The sequence below is a fragment of the Pelagibius litoralis genome (genome assembly GCF_011683915.1).
Taxonomy (GTDB): domain Bacteria; phylum Pseudomonadota; class Alphaproteobacteria; order Kiloniellales; family Kiloniellaceae; genus Pelagibius; species Pelagibius litoralis.
Genome location: NZ_JAAQPH010000022.1, coordinates 31,526 through 52,098 on the forward strand (window position 1 = coordinate 31,526; position 20,573 = coordinate 52,098).

The window sequence follows — 20,573 nt, forward strand, 5'->3', positions numbered from 1 at the left end:
AGAGAAAAGAAATGGTCATCATATGGTCAAGACGAGCGAGCATGTCGTCGACACGCTGATCGACGCGGGGATCACCCGCGCCTTTACCCTGCCCGGGCTGGGGGTGACCTGGTCGCTGCCGGCGTTCTACGAGCGCCGCGACGAACTCGACGTCGTGCTGACGCGCTCGGAATGGATCGCGTCGATCATGGCGCAGACCACTGGGCGGCTGACCGGAAAGCCCGCCGTGCTGATGGGCCAGGGTCCCTGGCTGACTACTGTCGGCGCGGCCGGCATCCTGGAAGCGCACTTCACCGGCTCGCCGATGGTGGTCCTGACCGAGACTTCCGACTACGGCGGCTACGGCCAGATGGGTGTCTACCAGACCATGACCGGCGACTACGGCGGCGCCGACGCGATGGCCAGCCTGAAACCGATCACCAAGTATGCGACCTACGCCAACACCCCCGAGGAGGCGGTCTACGGCGTGCAGATGGCGGTCAAGCACGCCAGCCTACCGCGCAGGGGGCCGGCTGCGGTGGTCATGAAGACCTCTATCATCCGCGAGGAGATGAAGGCGGAGTCCTTGCCGCGGCTCTACGACAGCGCGGGCTATTTGCGTCATCGGCCATCCAAGCCGGACCCGGAAGCGGTCGCTGAGCTGGCGCGCCTCATCGACGCGGCCAAGCGCCCGGTCATCGTGGCGGGCAACGGCGTGTTGCAGTCGGGCAGCGGTGCGGCGTTGGAAGTCCTCGCCGACCGCGCCGGCATCGCCGTGGCGACGAGCTACAATGCCAAGGGCGTGATCGAGGAAACCCAGGCGGTCTCCGTCGGTATGCTCGGCAACTGGGGCCACCGCTGCGCCAACGTGGCCGTGGCTCAGGCGGATCTCGTGGTCATGCTGGGCGCCAGCATGGGGCCGGACTACACCCGCTTCCGCGACCCGGCGATGGTGCGCCCGGGCGACCAGACGCTGGTGCAGGTGGACATCGACGCGCGCAACGCCGGCTGGGTCTACCCGGTCGATCTCGCCATCACCGCCGATGTACGCGACGTCATCGACCTCTTGACGGAGATCGGTTTGAAGGTTGAGACCCGTGGTTCGCGCCTGGGCGCCATCGCCGCCGTGCAGAAGGAAACCGGCTACGGCGTGCTGCCCCAGGTCTCCGCCCGCCAGGGCTACCTGCATCACGCCGACCTGGTGCGCGCCATCCAAGGCTTCCTCACGCCGGAGGACTACCTCGCCCTCGATGCCGGCGCCAACCGCATCTGGGCGACCTTCGGCCTGCGCATGCCTTACCGCGAGCGCCTGCTGGTGCCCGGCGGCACCGGCATCATGGGCTGGGGACCGCCGGCCGCGGCGGCTTGTAAGCTGGTCCACCGCGACAAGCGCGTCACCTGCCTGGCCGGCGACGGTGGCTTCATGATGACCCTGCAGGTGATCGCCACCTGCGTGCAGCAGAAGGCGCCGGTGGTGTTCCTGGTGTCCAACAACTCCGGCCTCGGCATGGTGCGCGACAACCTCGGCGACACGCAGATCGCCGTCGATTTCGGCGAGGTCGACTTCGCCGGCATGGCCCAGGCGATGGGCGGCCACGGCATGCGGGTCAGCCACCCCGACCAGTTGCGTGACGCGCTGGAGGAAGCGCACCGCATGGACGTGCCGGTGGTGATCGATGCCAAAGTCGACCCCGAAGCCAGACACCACGAAGCCTGCGATCATGCACCGCTTTGAGGGACGCCGGGCGCTGGTGACGGCCGCCGGCAGTGGCCTGGGCCGCGGCGTCGGTTTTCGCCTGGCACGCGAAGGCGCCCGCGTCTCGCTGTGGGACCGCGATGTGGAACTGCTGGAGGCGGCGGCAAAGGAGGCCGCCGCCGAGGGCCTGTCCATCGAGATCCAGATCGTCGACATGCTGGATGCCAATGCGATCGCGGCGGCGGCGCGGGAACTGGAAGAGAATTCCGGCGGCCCCGACGTCCTGGTCAACAATATTGGCGGCTCGCTGCATACCCCTTTCAAGTTCTTGGAGCAGAGCGATGGAGATTGGGAGCTGGTCATGGCGGCAAACGTCACCGCCTGCGTGCGCACGACGCGGGCGGTGCTGCCGGGCATGGTGACGCGGGGCTACGGCCGCATCATCAACATGGGCTCCAAGGCCGGGCGCTTCGGCAGCCTCTTTGCCGGCGCCAATTACGTTGCGTCCAAGGGCGCTATGCAGGCCTTTACCCTGCAGATCGCCCAGGAGTTCGGGCCGAACGGCATCACCTGCAACTCGGTCTGCCCGGGCGCCGTGGTGACGCCGCGGGTCGAGCGACTGCTGGCCGAAAGACAGAGCGAAGAGGAACGCCGCCGGGTGCTGGAGAGCATTCCGGTGCGCCGCCACGGGCAGGTTGAGGACATCGCCGCGGCAATTGCCTACATCGCCTCGGAGGAAGCCGGCTTCGTCAACGGCGCCACGCTGGATGTCAACGGCGGCCAGGCCATGTCGATCTAAGGGGCCGATCCAAGAGGCCGCTCAATCAAGCGAGATGGCGGCCTTTTCGATCTGTCGGGCCAGCTTCACCAGGCGTGGGCCGAGATCGCTATGAATGCGCCGCTCGTTCACCAACGACGCCAGGCCGCCGACGTTGATGGCATAGACCGGATAGCCGTCGCCGCGACGGATGACGCAGCCGGCGGAATTGGACTCGGAGATCCAGCCGCCGATGGTGACCGCATAGCCGCGCTTCTCGGCTGCCGCGATCTCACCGAGCGCTTCCTTGCGGACGCGCGTCCATGCGGTCTTGGGATAGGTCTTGGCGATGCGCTCCAGCAGCTTCTCGCGTTCAATCTTGGGCAGTGCCGCCAGATAGCAGCGCCCGATGCTGGTCTGCGCCATCGGCACGCGTGAGCCGACGCCGAGGCGGATCACCATCGAGGTCGGCGCGCGGCAGGCCTCGACATAGACCATATCCGTGCCGTCGGGCACCGCGAGGTAGATCGACGCGTCGGCATAGTCGGCCAGTTCGCGCATCATCGACCGGGCCGTATCGCGAATCTCCATCTGCGCCAGCACATTGTAGCCGAGCGACAATACCCCCGGGCCGAGCTGGTACTTGCGCCGCTCTGTGTCGTAGCGCAAGTAGCCCAGTTTAGTCAGCGTGAAAGTGATCCTGGTGACCGTCGCCTTGGGCAGGCCGACCGCTTTGGCGATCTCTGCATTGCCGAGGGGGCGGTTGCCGGGCGGGAAGATTCGCAGCACCGAGAGTCCACGCTCCAGCGCGGTCATGAAGCGGTAGTCCTTTTCCTGCGCGGACTCGTCCTGCTGGAGCTTGGACTTTTTTTGTGTTGGGGCGCTTGAAATTACCATGAAGCGATCGCTTAGATTTCCTGTGGGGAGTATATCTTCTGCGGACCGCGAGGTCACGGCCCGCTTTGTCGGCCGCCGAGGTTGTCCTGGCCGGCTTTCGCGGCTTTGCGGGTCTGCCGGAACGCCCATGGAGGTGGGAACGTCGCTACCCAGTTCCCGGGGATCGGCCATGGAGATTGCCGCCTGGCGCTGTCAAAGAAATCTGAACCGACCTGCGAAGAACTCCGGTCTGAGGCGTTCAGGCCACCATCTGATGCCATTCGGCCAGGGCGGCGGAACGGTTCTGTTTGAAGATATCGCGGCGGTTTAGGTGGCGATCGAGATTAAAATGGTTGTGAATCGAGGCGTGAACGGAGGCGAACTTCTGCAGGGTCTTGATATCCCTGAATTTGGCCATCGCTCCTTCCCTCCTTCGGAACGGCTGGTGGGAGTTTTCCGCCCGGCTGTGGAGCCAGCGCCCGCAAATCTGGTCGGCGGAGTTGCCGATCACCTTCATTGCCGCCCGGTATGAACGAAGTAGGTCTGTTACGATCGACCGAGGCTGGCCGTAGCGTTTCATTGCACGCTTCAGAAAATTGAGCGCCACCTTGCGATCTCGGTATTTCCTGATCGCGCTGGCAAACATCGGGCCGAACCGGTTCCACCAGAACCGCACCGTCTCGTGGCAGATGTCGATGCCGCGCTCGAACAATAGGTCTTCGACCTGCCACAACGACAGCGGATAACGAATGTACATCATCACCGCGAGCCGAATGACCTCGGGTGAACTGTTGAAACAACGTAAGGGATTTTCATCCGCAGAAACTATGGGCGGAACCTGTCGGCCTCAACCCGGTTTTCTCTGACACTGCTTTTGGAGATGCTTCTATTGACTCTTCGAGAGCTGAGTTCGGCGTGACCTGATCGAAGCCTCAACAAAGCGAATGCGAGATGCTCACCAAGATGAAAGGAGAAAAATGTGAAGGAAAATCGATTGGTTATTGAACGGGTCCATGGACCGGCAAAGGGGCGTTGTCTCGCCACCTCATATGAAGGACTTGTATATGCGGTTGCGTATGATCCTGTACCAACCCCTAATATTAAGGAACAAACAAAAAACGCACTTGATTTTCTCGATCAGAGACTGGCGGAGGCGGATAGTGATAAGAAAGCTATTCTTCAGGCAACGGTCTATCTGCATGATATGACTATGAAGGCCGAGATGGACGATGTTTGGTGTGACTGGATTGGGCCACGAGCGCTCGAGGCTCAGCCGTTGGCGCGGGCGCCCGAGCGAGACGCTCGAACTGCTCCTGGCCGAGAGCTTGAGCCGAGATCCCCTCTATCGGTTCCCCCGCACGCGCGGGGAAAGGCCCCGGGCCGGGCCGTCGGCGCCACCGCCAAACACGGTTCCCCCGCACGCGTGGGGATAGATCCTCAGCCGCCATCATATTGAGACAGTAAGAGAATGTTGGTTTCGGTGGTTGCAGGCCCCTGATCACATCCATATTTTTGTTCGGTAAAGGTGTTTGCGTGCCCCCGCAACCAATTCAAGCCAAAATAATCCAATGACATCAAAGACAAGCCAAGGCGGTCCAATGGGCCGGCTTTTTCGTTTTACGGAAGATCAATGACTTAAAGCGCCGGTTCAAATCACACTTGCAACATACTCAGGCCCACTAGGCCGAACCTAACGTTTGTCAGAGCGTGCGATGGATGGCCGCTTAGCGCCCGCAGGGGCGCGCGAGGCGGGGATGTTGGACGATGCGCCACACTTGACGCAGTACGTTGAAGAGATGCATGCTCGACCAAAAGGGCCACCGACGATCGAGGCAGCATTTGCGCAGCTGCACGAAGAGATTGCGCAGGCCGCCGCCACAGAAGCTTGAAGCTTCCGCGACCTTGCTTTGAGCGCCCGCTTTCGCGTCCCGACCTTATTGACCGCTTTGATGCTGGGGCTTTCTCAATCCGGACCGACCGCTCCCGGCCCCCTTAGTATGACGCTCGCCGGATGGAATTCGTGCCCGATCCTGAGCCGGTTGAATCAAATCCCGGCGGTGGCCTTCGCATAGCGTGCGGGCGGTTCGCCAACGTGACGGGCGAAGGCTGTACTAAAAGCGCTGGCAGAACCATAACCGATTCTGTCTGAGATCTCTGCAATCGCGTGGCGACCGGAGCGCAGCATATGCTTTGCGAGCGTCATCCGCCAGCTCAACAGATAGCCCATTGGCGCCGCTCCAACAATCCGGCTGAACCGTGTAAAGAAGGCGGAGCGCGATAGCCCCGCCTCATTCGCGAGTTCGGGCACGCTCCACGCTTGTTGAGGTTCCGCATGGATCGCCCTTAACGCTGGGCCGATCCGCGCGTCGGCCAAGCCGCGCAGCAGGCCGGGAGACGCCTCCGACTGCGTGGACGATCGCAATGCCTCGATCAGCAAGACCTGCAAGAGGTGCTCAACCACGACATTTCGGGCTGGGCGATCTGCGCGCGCTTCGTCTCGCACCAGTGCGGCCAATGTCGCGAGACGACCTACGCCGCGCACAACAACTCTGTCGGGCAAAAGCGACACTAACAGCTCGGCGTCCGGACTGGCAAAACTGCAATACCCGATAAGCTGTTGTACGTCCGCGGGTCCCTCGGGCGGCCCGATCCGGACGATGCCGTCGTCGCCGGGAATCGGGCGGCTCACCAGACCGGGCGACGGTGATGGATCGAGGCTGGAAAGCGTGAAGGGAGAGATCGCCGGGATAAGTACGAAATCACCGGTACTTAGCTCTATGGGCGCTTTACCGTCGACCTTCAGACAGGCCCGCCCCGAGAGAAGCATGCAGTAAAACACTTCATTCACATCATCGCGGCGCACCCTGAACGGGCCAGACGCCTCCACCAGTTTCGAAAAGGGCGCTTGCGGTTGCAAAAGGGATATGATCTCGGAGAGCGGATCAGCCATTTCGGACTTTCGATAATAAATTAAAGACAATGCGTTATAGATAGTTCTTCTTCTCCTGTCAAAATGAGGAACACTCAATAGAAGGAGATATTGCTATGAATACCGTCATGATAACCGGATGCTCCTCAGGCTTCGGGCTTGAGACCGCGCGCCATTTTCTCGATCGAGGCTGGTCCGTCGCCGCAACGATGCGCAAACCGGATGAGTCTCTCTTGCCCGCTTCGGAACGCTTGCACGTGCTCTCTTTGGACGTAACTGACCACGATAGCATCGCTCACGCGATCGAAGCGGCAGGCCCGATCGACGCGCTTGTCAACAATGCCGGCATTGGCTGGCTGTCCACTTTTGAAGGTACGTCTGAGGAAACTGTCCGCAGGATCTTCGAGACCAACACGTTTGGCAGTTTCGAGATGATCCGCGCCGTGTTGCCACAGATGCGCGCGAAGAGTGACGGTGTCATCGTCAATGTATCGTCGAGCGTGACCTTGGAAGCGCTCGCGTTGCTTCCCGTCTATACTGCCAGCAAGGCCGCCGTGAATGCCTATACCGAGTGTCTCGCGCTGGAGCTTGCGCCTTTGGGCATCCGAACGCGTCTGGTGCTGCCAGGCCAGGCTCCAGCAACGCGTTTCGGTAGCAATGCAATGGCATTGATGGGGCAAGCCGACGACACGCCGGAGGACTACAAACCCTTCGTCGCCCAGGTGATGAGCGCGTTCGGGGATACTGCGGCCCAGGAGCCGACAAAGCCCGCGGATGTCGTACAAGCCATTTGGCGCGCTGTAACGGATCCGAGCTGTCCGCTGCGACTGCCCGCCGGAGCTGACGCCGTAGCACTTGCGGCGTGACCGAGCTGCATAGGGAAGCATACGTCTCAGAGGAGCTACCAGCTTTGCCGGTATTCTCAGGGGCGTGAGCTTTCCGATTCGAATGTCTGATCCGACGCAAGGCCTGCTGCGATGAACTGTGCGATCTTGTCAATCTCAGTTGAACTGACGGAACCGCCTGTGACAATGATCCGCCAATAGAGAATGCTTGCGAGCGCATCATTGGCGAGGTCACGGTCTGTGTCTTTGGGCAACTCACCGCGGGTGATGGCACGATCGACGATCACTTTGCCGCGTTCGCGGCGCTCATATTGCAGCGTGCTTCGGATCTCAGCGCTAAGAGCGCTGGATCTCGCCATTTCAGCGTGAAGGTCGGGCAGAATTCGTCGGATCAACCGATGGCGCAGTGTCCGGCGTAAAGACAGAAGGATCAGCCGCAGATCCTCAATCAGCGTTCCACTGTCGGGAATTGGCGTGAGGTCCAAACCTACCGTTTTAATCAGCTGAATCGCCATCTCATGCTTGGACGACCAACGCCGGTAGAGCGCCGCCTTTCCAACCCCGGCTCGCTTCGCCACAGCTTCCAGACTGAGTGCGCCGTACCCTTTCTGTGCCCATTCCTCAAAGAAGGCACGGGTGAGTGCGTCGGTGACAGATTTGCGCATCACTGCTGCGCCGCTTGGCGAACGCTTGGCCGCAAAATTATCGTCGATACTCTTGCGTTCCATCCAAATAATCCCTAAATGGTCGATACGGTATCGTTCCGTCCAAAAAGGAGATTTGTCAATGACTGTTGAACAAACCCGTTTTGAAGGCCTCACCGATATTCTGCGTGAGGGGCTGGGCCCCCGGATCGACCCGGACGCGGAAAGCTTCCTCGACATGTTCGCGGAGGATTGCGTGTTTGAGGCGCCTTACGCACCGCCAGGGTTTATCACCCGCATTGAGGGTCGCGATGCGTTGGAGCGCTATCTGATGGTCTTGCCCGATCTCATCCGCATCGACGATTTCTTCGATCTGCGGGTCAGCGAAATGGCCGACCCCAACAAAGTTGTGTTGGAGTTTCGCGGCAGCGGTGAAGGGCGCACCGGCGCGCCCTACAATCAGAAGTGGATTTCCGTGATCGAGACGCGGGGCGGAAAGATCGTTCACTACGCCGACTATTGGGATCCTCGGATTACGCTCGCCGCGACCGGCGATGCGGTTCCGGAACCCGAAGGAGAGGGATTCACCCGTGCCTGATATCATCCTTGTCACTGGCGGCACCGGCACCACCGGACGCCGCGTGTCCGCGCAGCTTGCGGCGCGCGGTCTTCGATATCGGGCTGCAACACGCAACCCCAAAGCAGAACATGACATTCGATTTGATTGGACGGACGAAGCCAGCTGGGCGGCAGCGTTAGAGGGTGTTGCGAGCATCTATCTGGTCGCGCCGAGCGGCGTTGCCGAGCCGCTGCCCGCGATGATCCCGTTCATGGAACTGGCGATCAGCACCGGTGTGAAACGCTTTGTGCTGCTTAGCGCATCCTCGTTGGAACCGGGTGGGCCGATGATGGGAATGGTGCATGCGTGGCTGCGCGATCACGCGCCGGAATGGGTGGTTCTGCGCCCGACCTGGTTCATGCAGAACTTTTCTGAGGGACAACTTCTTGCTCCCATCCGCGATGAGGGCGCGATCTATACAGCGACGGATAACGGTCGGATCGGGTTCATCGATGCCGAAGATATCGCTGCCGTCGCGGTGGAAGCGCTAAGCCAGACCGAGTTTGCGTCGGGCGACCTGATCCTGACTGGGCCTGCGGCGCTAAGTTATGACGATGTGGCAAACACATTGAGCGATGTCTTGGAGAACCCGATCACACATCATCACCTTAGCGAGGCGGAACTCGCGGCACGGCACATCGCGGCTGGTTTGCCGGAAGCCTATGCGACAACGCTTGCAGCAATGGACACGAATATCGCTGCGGGCTCTGAGGACCGCGTCACCGACGCAGTGGTGCGCATCGCCGGACGACCCGGACGCCCGCTGTCGGATTTCGTAACCGACAACAGATCTGTCTGGTGCACGAGCGTTGAGACCTGAACGACCACAAGGAGCGAATTATGACGGCGAATTGTCTGTGTGGCGCAGTAAGCATCACAATCGACGCCAAGCCCGAATTTATCCACGTTTGCAATTGCAGTCTTTGCCGAAAGTCCGGTGGAGCCTGGGGATACTTTCCATCGGCTATAGTGAAAACGACCGGAGACACGGTCTCTTTCCTGCGCCGCGATAAAGAGAATGCCGCCGCCGAACTTCAGTCCTGTACCCGCTGCGGAACCACGACGCATTGGACATTTTCAAAATCGTTCAGAGAACAGAATGAAGGGGTGGATCTGATGGGCGTGAACATGAGGATCTTCAATCCCGATGATCTACAGGGCGTCGAGGTACGGTTTCCAGACGGCGCCGGTTGGTCTGGCGAAGGCCCGTTTGAATATAGACACAAAGCAATGACGATCAGCGATGGCTGGCCATGGTGATGCGGGGTCCGCACATTGAAGGAATACAAACATGAAAAATACAACAAACAAAACAGCGGTTGTCACGGGCGCCTCACGCGGGATCGGCGCAGCCGTTGCCCGGCGCCTCGCAGCCGACGGGCTTAACGTTATTGTCAACTACGCGGGCGGCCAAGCCGCTGCCCAAGAGGTTGTTCAAGAGATCGAGGCAGCGGGCGGAAGCGCCATTGCCGCACAAGCCGATGTCTCCGACGCAGCGGCGGTCAGGCGCATGTTCGCTTCCGCTGAATCGGCGTTCGGTGGTGTCGACGTCCTCGTCAATAATGCAGGTATCATGAAGCTGGCCTCCATAGCCGACAGTGACGATGCACTGTTTGACAGCCAAGTCGCGGTGAACCTGAAAGGCTCGTTCAATACGCTGCGTGAGGCGGCCAACCGGCTCCGAGACGGCGGCGCGATCGTCAATTTCTCCACAAGCGTCGTCGGATTGAATCTTGAAACCTACGGTATTTATGCCGGTATCAAGGCCGCTATCGAGACCATGACGTCAATATTGGCCAAGGAATTGCGCGGCCGCGCCATAACCGTGAACGCGGTTGCCCCAGGGCCGACAGCAACAGAACTCTTCCTCGATGGAAAACCGCAGGAGGTTGTAGACCGGATGGCAAAAATGCCCCCGCTGGAGCGGTTGGGCACGCCCGCCGATATCGCAAATGTTGTGGCGTTTCTGGCGGGGCCGGACGGCAAGTGGGTTAACGGACAAACCCTGCGTGCGAATGGTGGCATTGTATAGGGAGGGCCGCCTTGCAGGTAGACACAAGCGTCCTATTTTCGCCCAAGAATGGTCGCGGCACTGATGTCCGCTTCTGGATCGGATGCAAAACGGCAGCTCTCCAAGTTACTGGGATCAAGAATGGACCTTCCGCTATCGGCTCCCAGGCTGTCTGCAGCAATGACGTAGACTGGCCCGAGAACTACATTGAGGCGCGCATCGGGGCTATCGGCAGGGGCACTCGCAAAAGCGGTTCGAGGAGCCGCAGCTTCTCGGCGGGGATGTCGACTACGAATTCTGGCTAGCGATCTGGGACTGATGCTCTCATACCGCTGACCAAACCATAGCGGCGACGATACAAAACCCTGGACTGTATCTCACGATGTGCGAGCTTTTGTATCCTTACAATCAAACCAACTCTGACGCCTCCGCCAAAGATCTATTGTCAATTGGCTAGGGGCGGAACATAATCGAAATTCAGTGATGACTGGACCTAATTGGCGCTCTATGCCGCTGATTGGAAAAGGTATTGCTGACCACGTGGGTTGCGGGCCCGGGATTTGAACCCCCATCCCGGTGGCCCCTATGCCGCTCTCCATACGGAGCTTCGCTGAGCGTGGTCGTTTCCCCGCGGCGGGGGCGTCCGTATCTGCTGCGCTGTTCGATACGATTGGTCTGCCACTGCTGAACGCTTCCGGCAGCGTGGCGACCCTCGCCCCAGCCTCTATAGTGTTCGATACTATAGTGTTCGCTACAAACGTTAGAACTTGTGCGGGAAGCCCGTTGTTGCACTTCTGTCTCGGGGTGGGAAGCGCTCCAGGATCACCTCAATCGGTTTCCACTCCGCCTGATAAGCTATTGGAATGATTGAGACGGATTGAGAGACTGAGAGTGGAAACCGCTTTTTTGTAATGCGTTGAGGTAAAACGATAAATCATCGATTCCGGGCTCTCCTGCCTCTGACTACGGATCAGGAGGTTGGGAGTTCGAATCTTCCCGGGCGCACCATATCCCGCTGAAAATAAAAAAGAAAACGGGATAGGAAAATTTTCTCTTTCCACTTTCCCGATTCGTTCCTAGCTGGCATGGCACCCAGACGCCGGTCGAGGGGGCCGTCCACACAGGGTTGCGGGGGCGGAATTTGAGCCTGCGACCTTCAGGTCACGCCGCCACGCCCCTCGCGCGCCGTGGACCACGAAGGCGAGGCGCATGAGGTTTTTGCCACGAAGCGCCGGGATCGCAGAGCTGCGGTCAAGTTTTTGAAACGTGTGATGAAGCGCTACGGCAGGCCGTATTCGATCGTCACGGATCGACTTCGATCATACCATGCAGCGATGAGGGTCGTTGGTGTATCGGATCGCCAGGAATGTGGGCGCTGGCTCAACAATCGGGCTGAAAACCCACACCAGCCGTTTCGACGACGAGAGGGTGCGATGACGAAGTTCAGGGGCATCAAGACCCTACAGAAGTTTGCCTTCGTTCACGCCTCGATCCACAACCATTTCAATCTCGACCGTCACCGCACCCGCCGCGAAGTCTTCAAGCAGAACCGCTCCGCCGCGCTGGCCGAGTGGCGTCAGTTGGCGGCATGAAGCTCGCATCATGCGGGAATTCAGAGACAGATTCGCGTTAGACTGACAGCGCCTTTTGAGGCGGTATGGAAGCAAACCTCAGGCGTGTAGTAGATCATGTACCTGAACCTGGCCCTTACAGTGTTTCAGCAGCACTCTTAAAGCATGATGCTCCTCGTCGCTGTTGCCTACGCAGACCCATAGGAGGATTGCTTTTTTGTCGATTTGTTGTTGCAGATAGACGGCTGACCCTTTCGGAAGCCAGTCTTGCAGAGCGAACCTGCCACGTGGACTGGTATCTGTTGCTGATGTCGTCAGAGGCGGAAACAATGCCCCAGCTGACGTTACGACGGGGTTGGCGTTCCGCAAGATTTCCATCTCGGTCAGGTTGTTTGTCAACCGGAAGATTCGATGATCCGAAGGCGCTGAAGCGAATAAAGGCGATGCGTTCAAGACTGTTGGGCCTGTCATCATGGCGATGGCCTCTATTTGAATTGCAGCAAACGCCAATTCATCAAGGGCGATGCGCAAGTTTTCCCAATCGGCAAAGGCCCCTACTGCGTATCGGACTCTTTCTGATTTGAGTGGGGCAGCCAAGATCTTCTCCTAAGCAGCTTTGGCGCAATGTCGCCGCCTGGCCCTCCTTGCCTAACCTTTGACCGTGATTCCCTTACGGTCTTCCCGGTTCAGCATTGTCCCGGTTAGTCGCGAGCTGCAAAAGGGGCCGGCCAACATCAACAGCCCGTTCAGATCCTCGATTGATACTTGATTGGTTTTGTTGAGCTCAATGAGGTTTACTTTCTTCATCCAGAAAATCGTCCGGCTTACGGTCTCAGTCGTGACCCCAAGATAGTCGGCGATGTCGCCGCGCGGCATTGGCAGGTTTAAGATGTGTTCACTGCCTTCGGTCCCTTCTTGTCTTTGAAGGAGTTGAACGAAAAAGGTGGCCAGCTTTTCGGTCGCGGTTTTGCGTCCGAGCAACAGCATCTGAAACTGTGCCGATACGAGCTCTCCATTCATCAAGCCAAAGAGTTTCTTCGAAAGTCTGGGGTTCTCTTCCAGCATCTTTTCGAGACGGTCACGGGGGTAGCGGCACAACGTGACATCGGTCACGCCCTCAGCCGTATAGACATAGTGATCATCCAGAGACAAACCCAGGAAGTCACCCCTGGTCAGAAAGCCGGTAATCTGGCGGCGACCGTCCTGCAGAACCTTATAGATCCGGACAACGCCTTTCGCGACTTCGAAAATGCTGTTGCAGGGATCGCCCTCGAAGAAAATTACCTGGTTGGCATTCACCTCTTGCCGTGACATCAGGCAGAACAGATGGTCATGCACTTCTGACTGAAGTGTTTCCGGCGTGCCATGGTGAAGTTTTAATCTCGGCTGTGAGGAATCATGCTTGGCCACAGAATCCACACTCATCTCCCTCCTGACCCGTCGTGCTCGTTATCGCTTGTGGGGTGGATTGAGACAGGCGATGGTAATCTCTTTATCTCACAGCCCGATATTTTGTGTGATATTTTGTAACGGAGTGTGACGAATGGCGGCGGCTTTCTGTGCAAGCTGAGGAGGGCGTTAATTTACCAATGAGGTGGTGTTGATTTCCAAGAATAGAGGTGATTTCAAAGGAGCGGGAGGCCCGGTCTCCATTCTTGTGGTCGATGATGATCCGCGCATCCGAGAGATGCTCTGCGGTTACCTGGAGGATGAAGGCTTTTTTTCGACCGCAGCAGAGGACGGCCGGGCCATGTGGCGTTGCTTGAGAGAGGTCGAGGTGGACCTCATCCTTCTGGACGTTGTGATGCCGGGGGAAGATGGCTTGGCACTGGCGCGGGAACTCAGGAAAAAGCGATCTCTTCCCATTATCATGCTGACCGGGAAGGGCGAAATGGTAGATCGCGTCGTCGGTTTGGAGGTTGGTGCTGACGACTACATCGTAAAGCCCTTCTATCTTCGGGAAGTGCTTGCCCGTATCAGGACTGTGCTGCGGCGCTGTGCGCCCGCTGCAGTCCAGGCGGAAGCCACGCCACCGCTTGGCCATCATGAAGAGACGGACTGTGTGGCATTCGACAAATGGACGTTTGATCTCGTCAAGCGGGAGCTGCGCGCGAAGGACGGGTCCCTGCTTCCTTTGACGACGGGGGAGTTCGACCTGCTTTCAGCTTTCGTCCGTAACCCAAACCGAGTGCTTAGTCGCGACCAACTCATGGATTCCGTGCGCGGACGGGATTGGACGCCTTACGACCGCAGCATAGACACGCTGGTCGGCCGTTTGCGGAAGAAGATTGAGGCTGATCCCAGTCAACCTAAGCTCATCAAGACCGTTCGTGGTATCGGCTACACCTTCGTTGAGCGACTCAAGAGTGTTTGACCGCTACCGCCCAGGCCAGCTATGGCTCGGCGTCCAGGACTCGGCGTACTGCACGGGCGAGATCAGCTTGTCTGTAGGGTTTGCGAAGCCACATGGCATCGGTCGCTTGGCTCTCGTCTATGGTAGGTTCAGCATAGCCTGAAGTGAACAGAACTTTGATCTTCGGATAACGCCCCTGCGCTTCTTTCGCAAGCTCACGACCACCCATTTTGCCTGGCATGATCATATCGGTGAAAAGCAGATCCACAGGTCCGAGTTTCTCTAACAGATCCAATGCTGCGATACTGTTTTTCGCTTCCAGCACCCTGTAACCAAGCTCTTGGAAGCGATCGGTAGTGATACAGCGGACGCGGACATTGTCTTCGACAACAAGGACGGTTTCGCCCTGTCCTCGTGGCTCATTAGGTGCGGCAGGAGATTGCTCCTCCGCTTTGGCGACTCCGCGGAGCTCCGGAAGATACATGCCGACAGTCGTGCCACATGTCGGCTCGCTGCAGAGGCGGACATGCCCCCCCGACTGTTTTACAAAGCCGTATACCATGCTGAGTCCCATGCCGGAGCCGGATCCGACTTTTTTCGTCGTGAAGAAGGGTTCAAAGGCGCGCTCTTGCACCTTGTTGGACATCCCAACGCCAGTATCAGTGACGGACAGCATGACGTATCGGCCGGGCAAGGTATCGCTCTGGCCGGTCGCATAGGACTCATCGACCTCGACATTGGATGTTTCTATGATGAGGCGGCCGCCGCGGGGCATGGCATCTTTTGCGTTTATCGCGAGATTGAGCAATGCATTTTGCACCTGCGCAGGGTCGGCGAGTGTTTTCCGGAGATCGCTATCCAATAGCGTGCTGATCTGGATCGTCTCGCCGAGAGTTCTCTGCAGCAACTCGCTCAGATCGGTGACCAACTCATTCAAATCAACGGCCCGAGGGCTGAGCGGCTGCAGGCGGGCGAAGGCGAGTAATTGGTGGGTTAGTCCGGCGCCAAGGTCAGCGGCCTCTTGAGCGTGCCTGATCAACGACCTGGACTTTTCGCTGTCCTTAATACGCCCCTCGAGGCGCTCGAGGTTCCCGACAATCACAGTCAGAAGATTGTTGAAATCATGTGCCACACCGCCCGTGAGCTGGCCAATCACTTCCATTTTCTGAGCCTGGCGCAGTTGATCTTCGGTCGCTACCCGATCAGTGATGTCGTTTTGAATTCCCACAAAGTGTGTGACGGTTCCGTCTTTATCCCGCACAGGTGCTATCTGCAAGTCGAGCAGGAAGCAGGCGCCATCCTTTCGGTAGTTTCTCAGCACTACATGAACCGGAGTTTCATCATTGATGGCCGCGCGGACCTCGTCGAGGGCAGCCTGATCCTTGTCGCCACCCTGCAGGAATCGCGGATTACGGCCGATAATCTCTTCCGCTGGATAGCCGGTCATGCGCATGATCGCAGGATTGACATAGACAATCGGGTTGTCTCGGAGCCGCGGATTGGTGATCAGAACACCTGTATCCGTCGCTTCGATAGCCCGCTCGCGGAGGTGTAGTGCTTCTTCCGTTCGCCGGGCGCGATTCAGCGTCGCAGCGAGGGAATGATTCAACCGAACCACCGAAATGTAGTGCCAGACCCCAAGGGCACCGGCTACGACAAGCAGCAGAGTGCCCATAAAGATGCCGATCCTCGTAGCACTCCAATAGGGTGCCGGCTCTCCATGCCACCGGGCAAAGATATCTCGGTACTCGACCGAGTTTGTGAAATCTGTCACGGCGCTGTCCAGGCGCCGGAAAAGCTCCGGCAGATCCTTTCGGACTGCAATGGCGCGTTTGACTTCATGAAGCGGCTTACCGACGATTTCGATCCGGCCGTCGAGACCCGACTCTCGCGCGAGTTGCAGCAGCACGGTGCCGGGATAGATCAAGGCATCGCTTTCACCTGACAACAGCGTCAGCAAAGCCTCTTCCGGGCTCTCATGCATAACTGGAACCGCATTTTGGTATGTTCCCACAAGCTGGGCGCCGATGTTGAGTTCTACGACCGAAACGCGGCGGCCCGACAGGTCTTCAACGCCACTGATCTCGCTCGTATCGCTGCGGACGATAAGGTTTATGGGGATCGTCTCAATGGCCTTTGTGAAAGAGGCGTAGGCCCTCCTATCTTCGGTTACACCAAGATTTGCAACGAGGTCGATCTCTCCATTTTGCAAAGCAGCGTTTAGGTCCGGCCACGCCTCGAAGGCAACGTATGTGACGGAGATTCCCGCTCTTGAAGTGACCGCATCTAAGACATCGATGGCGAAACCGGTCGGTTTTCCACTCTTCTCATCGATCAGGTAGTGGGGCGGAAAATGCTTGAGAATGCCGACCTGGGCGGAGAGGTCGGGTTCCTGCGATGCAGCAGGCAAAGACAGTGCAAGCAGACAGGAAGCAAGCGCGAGTGTTTTCAGGCGACCAATAGTCATGCTTCGGTAGCCCCTTGCCGCGGGTGAGATTTCCATCTGGTCAGCACAAAAAAAGCGAATCCTCCAGTGTTGTCGCAGGGCTTCTTTTTGGAACCAGGATCAAGTTCAACCAGGCAACGAGGAACGTGAGATAAAAAGTTCTGGAGAAACCGATAAAGACCCTGCCGATGGTACCGTGCCGGTGCTTCCGCTCGGTTTGCTATGCGGGCATTCACGCATTGGATGCCCTGCTTCTGACCGGGCGCTGGCGGTTGCTGTGCTGCTTGCAAACGTTAGCTGACTTGGGGTGGTTTCGCAGGGCGGAAGCCATGCGGTCATTGTGTTATGCGCACAGACCCACTGCCGGCCAGCCTCTATGGCAGCGGTGATACCGTTTGAGAAAGGAAAGATGTCTCAAGATGCGTTCCAGTTGGGGTGTTATTTGACGGTCAGGCAGCAACACTCAACTGCTTGGGCTACCTTGTGCGAGACGCTGCCAAAAAGCAGGCCGCCGAGATCGCCGAGCCCGCGTCGGCCCATGACGATCAGGTCAACGCCGTTTTCCCTGGCGATCGCAGCGATCCGGCTGGCAGGATCACCACTTTCCAATCGAGACGAGGTGTCGATGGCGCCATGTTCGCGGGCCCTATTGGCGGCATTCGAGAGGATTTCCTTCCCGGCCAATTCAACGAGATCTTTCTCGGTGATTCTGATGTGCTCGATTTCCGCGTAGGACCGGAGTTCCTTTGGAACGTCGTAGCTGCCGGTTCGTGTGAGCACATGCAGCAGCATGAATTGGGTGTTGTCTTTCTTTGCCAGGTCGCTCGCAATCTCAACGGCACGATTGGCATGTTCAGAGCCATCGACGGGAACCATAATATGTTTAAACACAAGCATGCCCCCGAGGTATCTATCCCTGCCGCTATTGCAGCACCAGCGTAATTGTTAGCGCCCTTGGCCGAAGGTTACTTTGACTTGCATCAAAGCAGGCGACCGCGGCGCAAAGAACGCGAATGGGGTCGTAAGGATACGATTCGATCCCCAGATGGTAGTGACGATGAAGTTCAAGCCTTCTTTCGCGATCGAGCCGTTGCAGCGCGCAACCGGGTGCCGGGCGAATGCCTGGGAGAAAGCTCATGCTGAATGGGCTTGTCTCGGGTTCGCCAGGATCCTCTTGGCTCTGATTCCGCTGGCCGGGGCGCTTACCCTGCCATGGGCGGTATCTGCGGCGCATGCCGAGGCGGAGCCGGCCAGCTTCATTACCCATCGCGTTTCTGACGCTGAGACATTGATGGATGTTGCCAGACAGTACGACCTGGGTTTCGTCGAGCTGCGGGCGGCCAACCCCGCGGTCGATCCCTGGCTGCCGGGTGAGGGACGACAGGTAGTTCTGCCGTCGCTGCATCTCGAACCCGCGGCAGAGCGCAACGGCATCGTGGTCAATCTGGCCGACCAACGGCTCTACTTCTTCGCTGGTTCGCGCGCGTCTGCGGTCAGTTTTCCCATCGGGACCGGTCGTGCCGGTTGCGAGACTCCGACCGGCACGACACACATCGTCAGCAAGCGCCGGAATCCCACATGGGTTCCCCCCGCTTCAATCCGCGCGGCGCGACCCGAGCTGCCGGCCGCGATTCCGCCGGGCCCGAACAATCCGCTTGGCGCCTATGCGCTCAATCTCGGCTGGGAGAACTATGTTATCCACGGCACCAACAGACCGGAAGGGATAGGGCGCAGGGTCAGTCACGGCTGCCTGCGCCTCTATCCCGAAGATATTGAACGGTTGTTCGACCTTGTGGCGGTCGGCAACAGGGTCGCTGTCCTCGACCAGCCGGTAAAGCTCGGTTGGATTGGTCGTCAGCTTTACCTCGAGGTCCATCCCAGCCAGAGGCAGGCCGATGAGATCGAGCGCAGCGGCCGTTTCTCACCTGAGCCGCTGCCCTATCTTCGCGGGATGATCGAGAGTTACCCCGGTGCGGACAACGTCAATGTCGATTGGTCGCTGGTCGATCGGGTCGCGCAAGAGCGGTTGGGCCTGGCGGTGCGAATCTCTCGTTGACGTCGGTGCCTAAACGGCCCGGCCGGTGCCGTAGAGTTTCCCATTCAGTTGGTTTTCGTCGCCGCCGGCGGACTTGGGATTACTTGCGCAACGATTCCGTAAAGATGCGCTCGGCCTTGGCATCGGCCGCCGCCGCAGCGACCCGGGCGGCTTGGGCTTCGGACATGGCTTTTTGCGCCTCGTCACTGGCTAGGTCGGCCTTGGTGTTGGCTTGAGTCGCCAGATCAAAGGCGGCGTCTGCACGATCCATTGCGTTGCTGGCCATTTCTTGAGCCGAAACCACATCAGCCTGCAACGCCTCAAGTTGTTCGCTTGTTGCACAGCCGGCAGTTCCGAGAAGTAGTAGGGCGCCACCTGCAATGGATGGGATGCGTAGTGTTTTCCTCATCGAATACTCCCTTGTCGGCCCGTTGGTGATGGCTATCGCCGAGCAATGGGCCCTGGATTACCATTACGGTTCATTACATCATTATGGGAGACAAGGCGCATTGACCTAAAGCAAGGGGCGCCGTAAGCCGCGTATTGTCACAAGGGTGATCCTTTGCTGTCTGCTAATGCGAGCCGACTTCTCCCTCTGTGATTTGCAGGACCTGACGACCCAACACTTCGATCTCCGCTTTCATTTTTTCGATTGCCTTGCCCTGGTCGGCAACAACCTGGCTGAGATCGCTCAGCATTCTTTCGTTATAGGCGATCTGGGCTTGGACCTCGGTGAGGTCGGAGCTGGCTGCTGAATTCATCAGGGTTCTCTCCTTGCAGGCGGATGGGGTGCGTAGGTGAACTAGCGTGGAGACAATCCGGACCATAGCGGCATAAGGCGTCATGAGCATTGATCTATGTAAAGGCATGGGCTATTGCGTTGTCGCATTTTTGCGTCCCGTTCCTGACCGGCACACGGGATGCAGCATGGAAATCTCAAGCACTGCCTTCTCTTCCGGTGAACGCATCCCGCTCCGCCACAGTTGCCAGGGGCCCGATGTCTCGCCGCTGCTTTCGTGGCAGGGCGCACTCGCGGCAACACGTAGTTTCGTCTTGTTCTGCAATGACCCTGACGCTTCTTGATCGATCTCAATGCAGGAAGTGTCTCGGCCTGTTAGGCTTCATTCGAACTGATCCACGGTTTCGCCGCACGATCCAGCACCGCAGCCAGGACTGAAACCCAAATGCAAAAGCCACTTGAAATCAGCTTCCGCAATATGGATCGCTCCGAGGCGGTTGCCACCCGAGTCCGGGAGAAAGCGAACAAGCTCGAGCAGTTCTTTGGGCGCATAACGACTTGCAGGGTTTTGGTCGAGGCAAGTAACCGACGGCACTCAAAAGGCAATCTCTATCATGTGCAAATAGAGGTGGGGGTTCCGGGTAACCAGATCGTAGTCAACCGGAATCCGAAGGAAAAGCATGCCCATGAGGACGTCTATGTGGCGGTGCGCGATGCCTTCGATGCCGCCCGGCGCCGGCTGGAAGACCATTCACGGCGCAGGGCCGGTAAGGTGAAGGTCCACGAGGTCTCGCCGCATGGAAAGGTCATTCGGCTGTTTCCCTATGAGGGATACGGCTTCATAGAGACCTCTGACGGTCAGGAGGTCTATTTCCACCGAAACAGCCTGGTGGGTGCGGATTTCGATGCCCTGGAGGTGGGGCAAGAGGTGCGCTTGGTTCTCGCCGAAGGCGAGAGCGAGAAGGGCTCACAGGCCAGCACCGTAAAGCTCATTGGAAAGCACCATCTGACGGAGTAGGTAAGGCTGGGAACCCGGGTCCATCGACTTCTTGTGCGCTTCATCGTGAGAAGCA

Annotated in this window: 23 protein-coding genes; 13 read left to right on the forward strand and 10 right to left on the reverse strand. The window is 58.6% G+C overall.

The annotated features are described in order from the left end of the window. The first annotated feature begins 22 nt into the window (after nt 1–22). On the forward strand, nt 23–1,714 hold the full coding sequence (locus tag HBA54_RS22825) for a thiamine pyrophosphate-binding protein (protein WP_167229059.1): 1,692 nt from the start codon (nt 23–25) through the stop codon (nt 1,712–1,714). Beyond that, nucleotides 1,701–2,474, forward strand: a complete 774-nt coding sequence (locus HBA54_RS22830; protein WP_167229061.1) for an SDR family NAD(P)-dependent oxidoreductase — start codon at nt 1,701–1,703, stop codon at nt 2,472–2,474. Before HBA54_RS22825 ends, HBA54_RS22830 begins: the two co-directional genes overlap by 14 nt. A 21-nt stretch (nt 2,475–2,495) precedes the next feature. Here the strand turns inward: HBA54_RS22830 and HBA54_RS22835 are convergent, their stop codons facing one another. Next, nucleotides 2,496–3,329: an IclR family transcriptional regulator gene (locus HBA54_RS22835; protein WP_167229063.1), complete on the reverse strand. Its 834-nt coding sequence runs from the start codon at nt 3,327–3,329 to the stop codon at nt 2,496–2,498. A 238-nt stretch (nt 3,330–3,567) separates the two neighbouring features. Beyond that, entirely contained in the window at nt 3,568–4,068 is a 501-nt protein-coding gene (locus HBA54_RS22840) for a DDE-type integrase/transposase/recombinase (RefSeq protein ID WP_205944852.1), read from the reverse strand. 219 nt (nt 4,069–4,287) lie between these two features. Between HBA54_RS22840 and HBA54_RS29955 the strand changes: the two genes are divergently transcribed. After that, on the forward strand, nt 4,288–4,764 hold the full coding sequence (locus HBA54_RS29955; RefSeq protein WP_167229065.1) for a Rid family hydrolase: 477 nt from the start codon (nt 4,288–4,290) through the stop codon (nt 4,762–4,764). 588 nt (nt 4,765–5,352) lie between these two features. Here HBA54_RS29955 and HBA54_RS22850 read toward each other — a convergent pair. Further along, nucleotides 5,353–6,258 (reverse strand): AraC family transcriptional regulator, encoded by a 906-nt coding sequence (locus tag HBA54_RS22850; RefSeq protein ID WP_167229067.1) that lies wholly within the window; start codon nt 6,256–6,258, stop codon nt 5,353–5,355. Between the two features lie 95 nt (nt 6,259–6,353). Here HBA54_RS22850 and HBA54_RS22855 point away from each other — a divergent pair, with 95 nt between their 5' ends. Further along, on the forward strand, nt 6,354–7,103 hold the full coding sequence (locus tag HBA54_RS22855) for an SDR family oxidoreductase (protein ID WP_167229070.1): 750 nt from the start codon (nt 6,354–6,356) through the stop codon (nt 7,101–7,103). 56 nt (nt 7,104–7,159) lie between these two features. On the opposite strand, the gene HBA54_RS22860 is transcribed toward HBA54_RS22855, so the two are convergent. Then, nucleotides 7,160–7,810 carry a TetR/AcrR family transcriptional regulator gene (locus tag HBA54_RS22860; RefSeq protein ID WP_167229072.1) on the reverse strand — a complete coding sequence of 217 codons (651 nt, stop codon included), beginning with the start codon at nt 7,808–7,810 and terminating at the stop codon, nt 7,160–7,162. 58 nt (nt 7,811–7,868) lie between these two features. Here HBA54_RS22860 and HBA54_RS22865 point away from each other — a divergent pair, with 58 nt between their 5' ends. From HBA54_RS22865 to HBA54_RS22885, 5 genes are all read left to right on the forward strand, one after another. Next, nucleotides 7,869–8,324, forward strand: coding sequence for a nuclear transport factor 2 family protein (locus HBA54_RS22865; protein WP_167229074.1), 456 nt, complete (start codon nt 7,869–7,871; stop codon nt 8,322–8,324). After that, entirely contained in the window at nt 8,317–9,165 is an 849-nt protein-coding gene (locus HBA54_RS22870) for an ergot alkaloid biosynthesis protein (protein ID WP_205944853.1), read from the forward strand. Before HBA54_RS22865 ends, HBA54_RS22870 begins: the two co-directional genes overlap by 8 nt. 20 nt (nt 9,166–9,185) lie before the next feature. Next, nucleotides 9,186–9,605, forward strand: a complete 420-nt coding sequence (locus HBA54_RS22875) for a GFA family protein (RefSeq protein WP_167229078.1) — start codon at nt 9,186–9,188, stop codon at nt 9,603–9,605. A 31-nt stretch (nt 9,606–9,636) separates the two neighbouring features. Continuing rightward, nucleotides 9,637–10,377 carry an SDR family oxidoreductase gene (locus HBA54_RS22880; RefSeq protein WP_167229080.1) on the forward strand — a complete coding sequence of 247 codons (741 nt, stop codon included), beginning with the start codon at nt 9,637–9,639 and terminating at the stop codon, nt 10,375–10,377. Nucleotides 10,378–11,543: 1,166 nt separating this feature from the next. Then, nucleotides 11,544–11,948 (forward strand): DDE-type integrase/transposase/recombinase, encoded by a 405-nt coding sequence (locus HBA54_RS22885; protein ID WP_322096095.1) that lies wholly within the window; start codon nt 11,544–11,546, stop codon nt 11,946–11,948. A 78-nt stretch (nt 11,949–12,026) separates the two neighbouring features. Here HBA54_RS22885 and HBA54_RS22890 read toward each other — a convergent pair whose 3' ends face one another. Together HBA54_RS22890 and HBA54_RS22895 are read right to left on the reverse strand one after the other, a co-directional pair. Beyond that, entirely contained in the window at nt 12,027–12,524 is a 498-nt protein-coding gene (locus HBA54_RS22890) for a hypothetical protein (RefSeq protein ID WP_167229082.1), read from the reverse strand. Nucleotides 12,525–12,575: 51 nt separating this feature from the next. Continuing rightward, nucleotides 12,576–13,346: a Crp/Fnr family transcriptional regulator gene (locus tag HBA54_RS22895; RefSeq protein ID WP_167229084.1), complete on the reverse strand. Its 771-nt coding sequence runs from the start codon at nt 13,344–13,346 to the stop codon at nt 12,576–12,578. 181 nt (nt 13,347–13,527) lie between these two features. Between HBA54_RS22895 and HBA54_RS22900 the strand changes: the two genes are divergently transcribed. After that, nucleotides 13,528–14,301 carry a response regulator gene (locus HBA54_RS22900; protein ID WP_277345418.1) on the forward strand — a complete coding sequence of 258 codons (774 nt, stop codon included), beginning with the start codon at nt 13,528–13,530 and terminating at the stop codon, nt 14,299–14,301. Between the two features lie 19 nt (nt 14,302–14,320). Here the strand turns inward: HBA54_RS22900 and HBA54_RS22905 are convergent, their stop codons facing one another. Further along, nucleotides 14,321–16,747: a transporter substrate-binding domain-containing protein gene (locus HBA54_RS22905; protein ID WP_167229086.1), complete on the reverse strand. Its 2,427-nt coding sequence runs from the start codon at nt 16,745–16,747 to the stop codon at nt 14,321–14,323. A 417-nt stretch (nt 16,748–17,164) separates the two neighbouring features. Next, on the reverse strand, nt 17,165–17,623 hold the full coding sequence (locus HBA54_RS22910; RefSeq protein ID WP_167229088.1) for a universal stress protein: 459 nt from the start codon (nt 17,621–17,623) through the stop codon (nt 17,165–17,167). A 277-nt stretch (nt 17,624–17,900) separates the two neighbouring features. Between HBA54_RS22910 and HBA54_RS22915 the strand changes: the two genes are divergently transcribed. Further along, the gene (locus HBA54_RS22915; protein WP_167229090.1) at nt 17,901–18,782 is read left to right on the forward strand and encodes a L,D-transpeptidase family protein; all 882 of its coding nucleotides are present in this window, start codon (nt 17,901–17,903) and stop codon (nt 18,780–18,782) included. A gap of 79 nt (nt 18,783–18,861) precedes the next feature. Here HBA54_RS22915 and HBA54_RS22920 read toward each other — a convergent pair whose 3' ends face one another. Next, nucleotides 18,862–19,170 carry an Lpp/OprI family alanine-zipper lipoprotein gene (locus tag HBA54_RS22920; RefSeq protein WP_167229092.1) on the reverse strand — a complete coding sequence of 103 codons (309 nt, stop codon included), beginning with the start codon at nt 19,168–19,170 and terminating at the stop codon, nt 18,862–18,864. Between the two features lie 163 nt (nt 19,171–19,333). After that, nucleotides 19,334–19,522: a SlyX family protein gene (locus HBA54_RS22925; protein ID WP_167229094.1), complete on the reverse strand. Its 189-nt coding sequence runs from the start codon at nt 19,520–19,522 to the stop codon at nt 19,334–19,336. Nucleotides 19,523–19,688: 166 nt separating this feature from the next. Here HBA54_RS22925 and HBA54_RS29765 point away from each other — a divergent pair, with 166 nt between their 5' ends. Together HBA54_RS29765 and HBA54_RS22935 are read left to right on the forward strand one after the other, a co-directional pair. Continuing rightward, nucleotides 19,689–19,844: a YbhB/YbcL family Raf kinase inhibitor-like protein gene (locus HBA54_RS29765; protein WP_322096099.1), complete on the forward strand. Its 156-nt coding sequence runs from the start codon at nt 19,689–19,691 to the stop codon at nt 19,842–19,844. Between the two features lie 101 nt (nt 19,845–19,945). Continuing rightward, nucleotides 19,946–20,518: an HPF/RaiA family ribosome-associated protein gene (locus HBA54_RS22935; protein ID WP_167229098.1), complete on the forward strand. Its 573-nt coding sequence runs from the start codon at nt 19,946–19,948 to the stop codon at nt 20,516–20,518. Nucleotides 20,519–20,573 lie beyond the last annotated feature (55 nt).

Coding starts and splice junctions, on each gene's coding strand:
- HBA54_RS22865 (WP_167229074.1), top strand. CDS start 7,869: ATGACTGTTGAACAAACCCGTTTTGAAGGCCTCACCGATATTCTGCGT.
- HBA54_RS22825 (WP_167229059.1), top strand. CDS start 23: ATGGTCAAGACGAGCGAGCATGTCGTCGACACGCTGATCGACGCGGGG.
- HBA54_RS22855 (WP_167229070.1), top strand. CDS start 6,354: ATGAATACCGTCATGATAACCGGATGCTCCTCAGGCTTCGGGCTTGAG.
- HBA54_RS22910 (WP_167229088.1), bottom strand. CDS start 17,623: ATGCTTGTGTTTAAACATATTATGGTTCCCGTCGATGGCTCTGAACAT.
- HBA54_RS22905 (WP_167229086.1), bottom strand. CDS start 16,747: ATGACTATTGGTCGCCTGAAAACACTCGCGCTTGCTTCCTGTCTGCTT.
- HBA54_RS22835 (WP_167229063.1), bottom strand. CDS start 3,329: ATGGTAATTTCAAGCGCCCCAACACAAAAAAAGTCCAAGCTCCAGCAG.
- HBA54_RS22935 (WP_167229098.1), top strand. CDS start 19,946: ATGCAAAAGCCACTTGAAATCAGCTTCCGCAATATGGATCGCTCCGAG.
- HBA54_RS22925 (WP_167229094.1), bottom strand. CDS start 19,522: ATGAATTCAGCAGCCAGCTCCGACCTCACCGAGGTCCAAGCCCAGATC.
- HBA54_RS22850 (WP_167229067.1), bottom strand. CDS start 6,258: ATGGCTGATCCGCTCTCCGAGATCATATCCCTTTTGCAACCGCAAGCG.
- HBA54_RS22920 (WP_167229092.1), bottom strand. CDS start 19,170: ATGAGGAAAACACTACGCATCCCATCCATTGCAGGTGGCGCCCTACTA.
- HBA54_RS29765 (WP_322096099.1), top strand. CDS start 19,689: ATGGAAATCTCAAGCACTGCCTTCTCTTCCGGTGAACGCATCCCGCTC.
- HBA54_RS22875 (WP_167229078.1), top strand. CDS start 9,186: ATGACGGCGAATTGTCTGTGTGGCGCAGTAAGCATCACAATCGACGCC.
- HBA54_RS22860 (WP_167229072.1), bottom strand. CDS start 7,810: ATGGAACGCAAGAGTATCGACGATAATTTTGCGGCCAAGCGTTCGCCA.
- HBA54_RS22840 (WP_205944852.1), bottom strand. CDS start 4,068: ATGATGTACATTCGTTATCCGCTGTCGTTGTGGCAGGTCGAAGACCTA.
- HBA54_RS22830 (WP_167229061.1), top strand. CDS start 1,701: ATGCACCGCTTTGAGGGACGCCGGGCGCTGGTGACGGCCGCCGGCAGT.
- HBA54_RS22880 (WP_167229080.1), top strand. CDS start 9,637: ATGAAAAATACAACAAACAAAACAGCGGTTGTCACGGGCGCCTCACGC.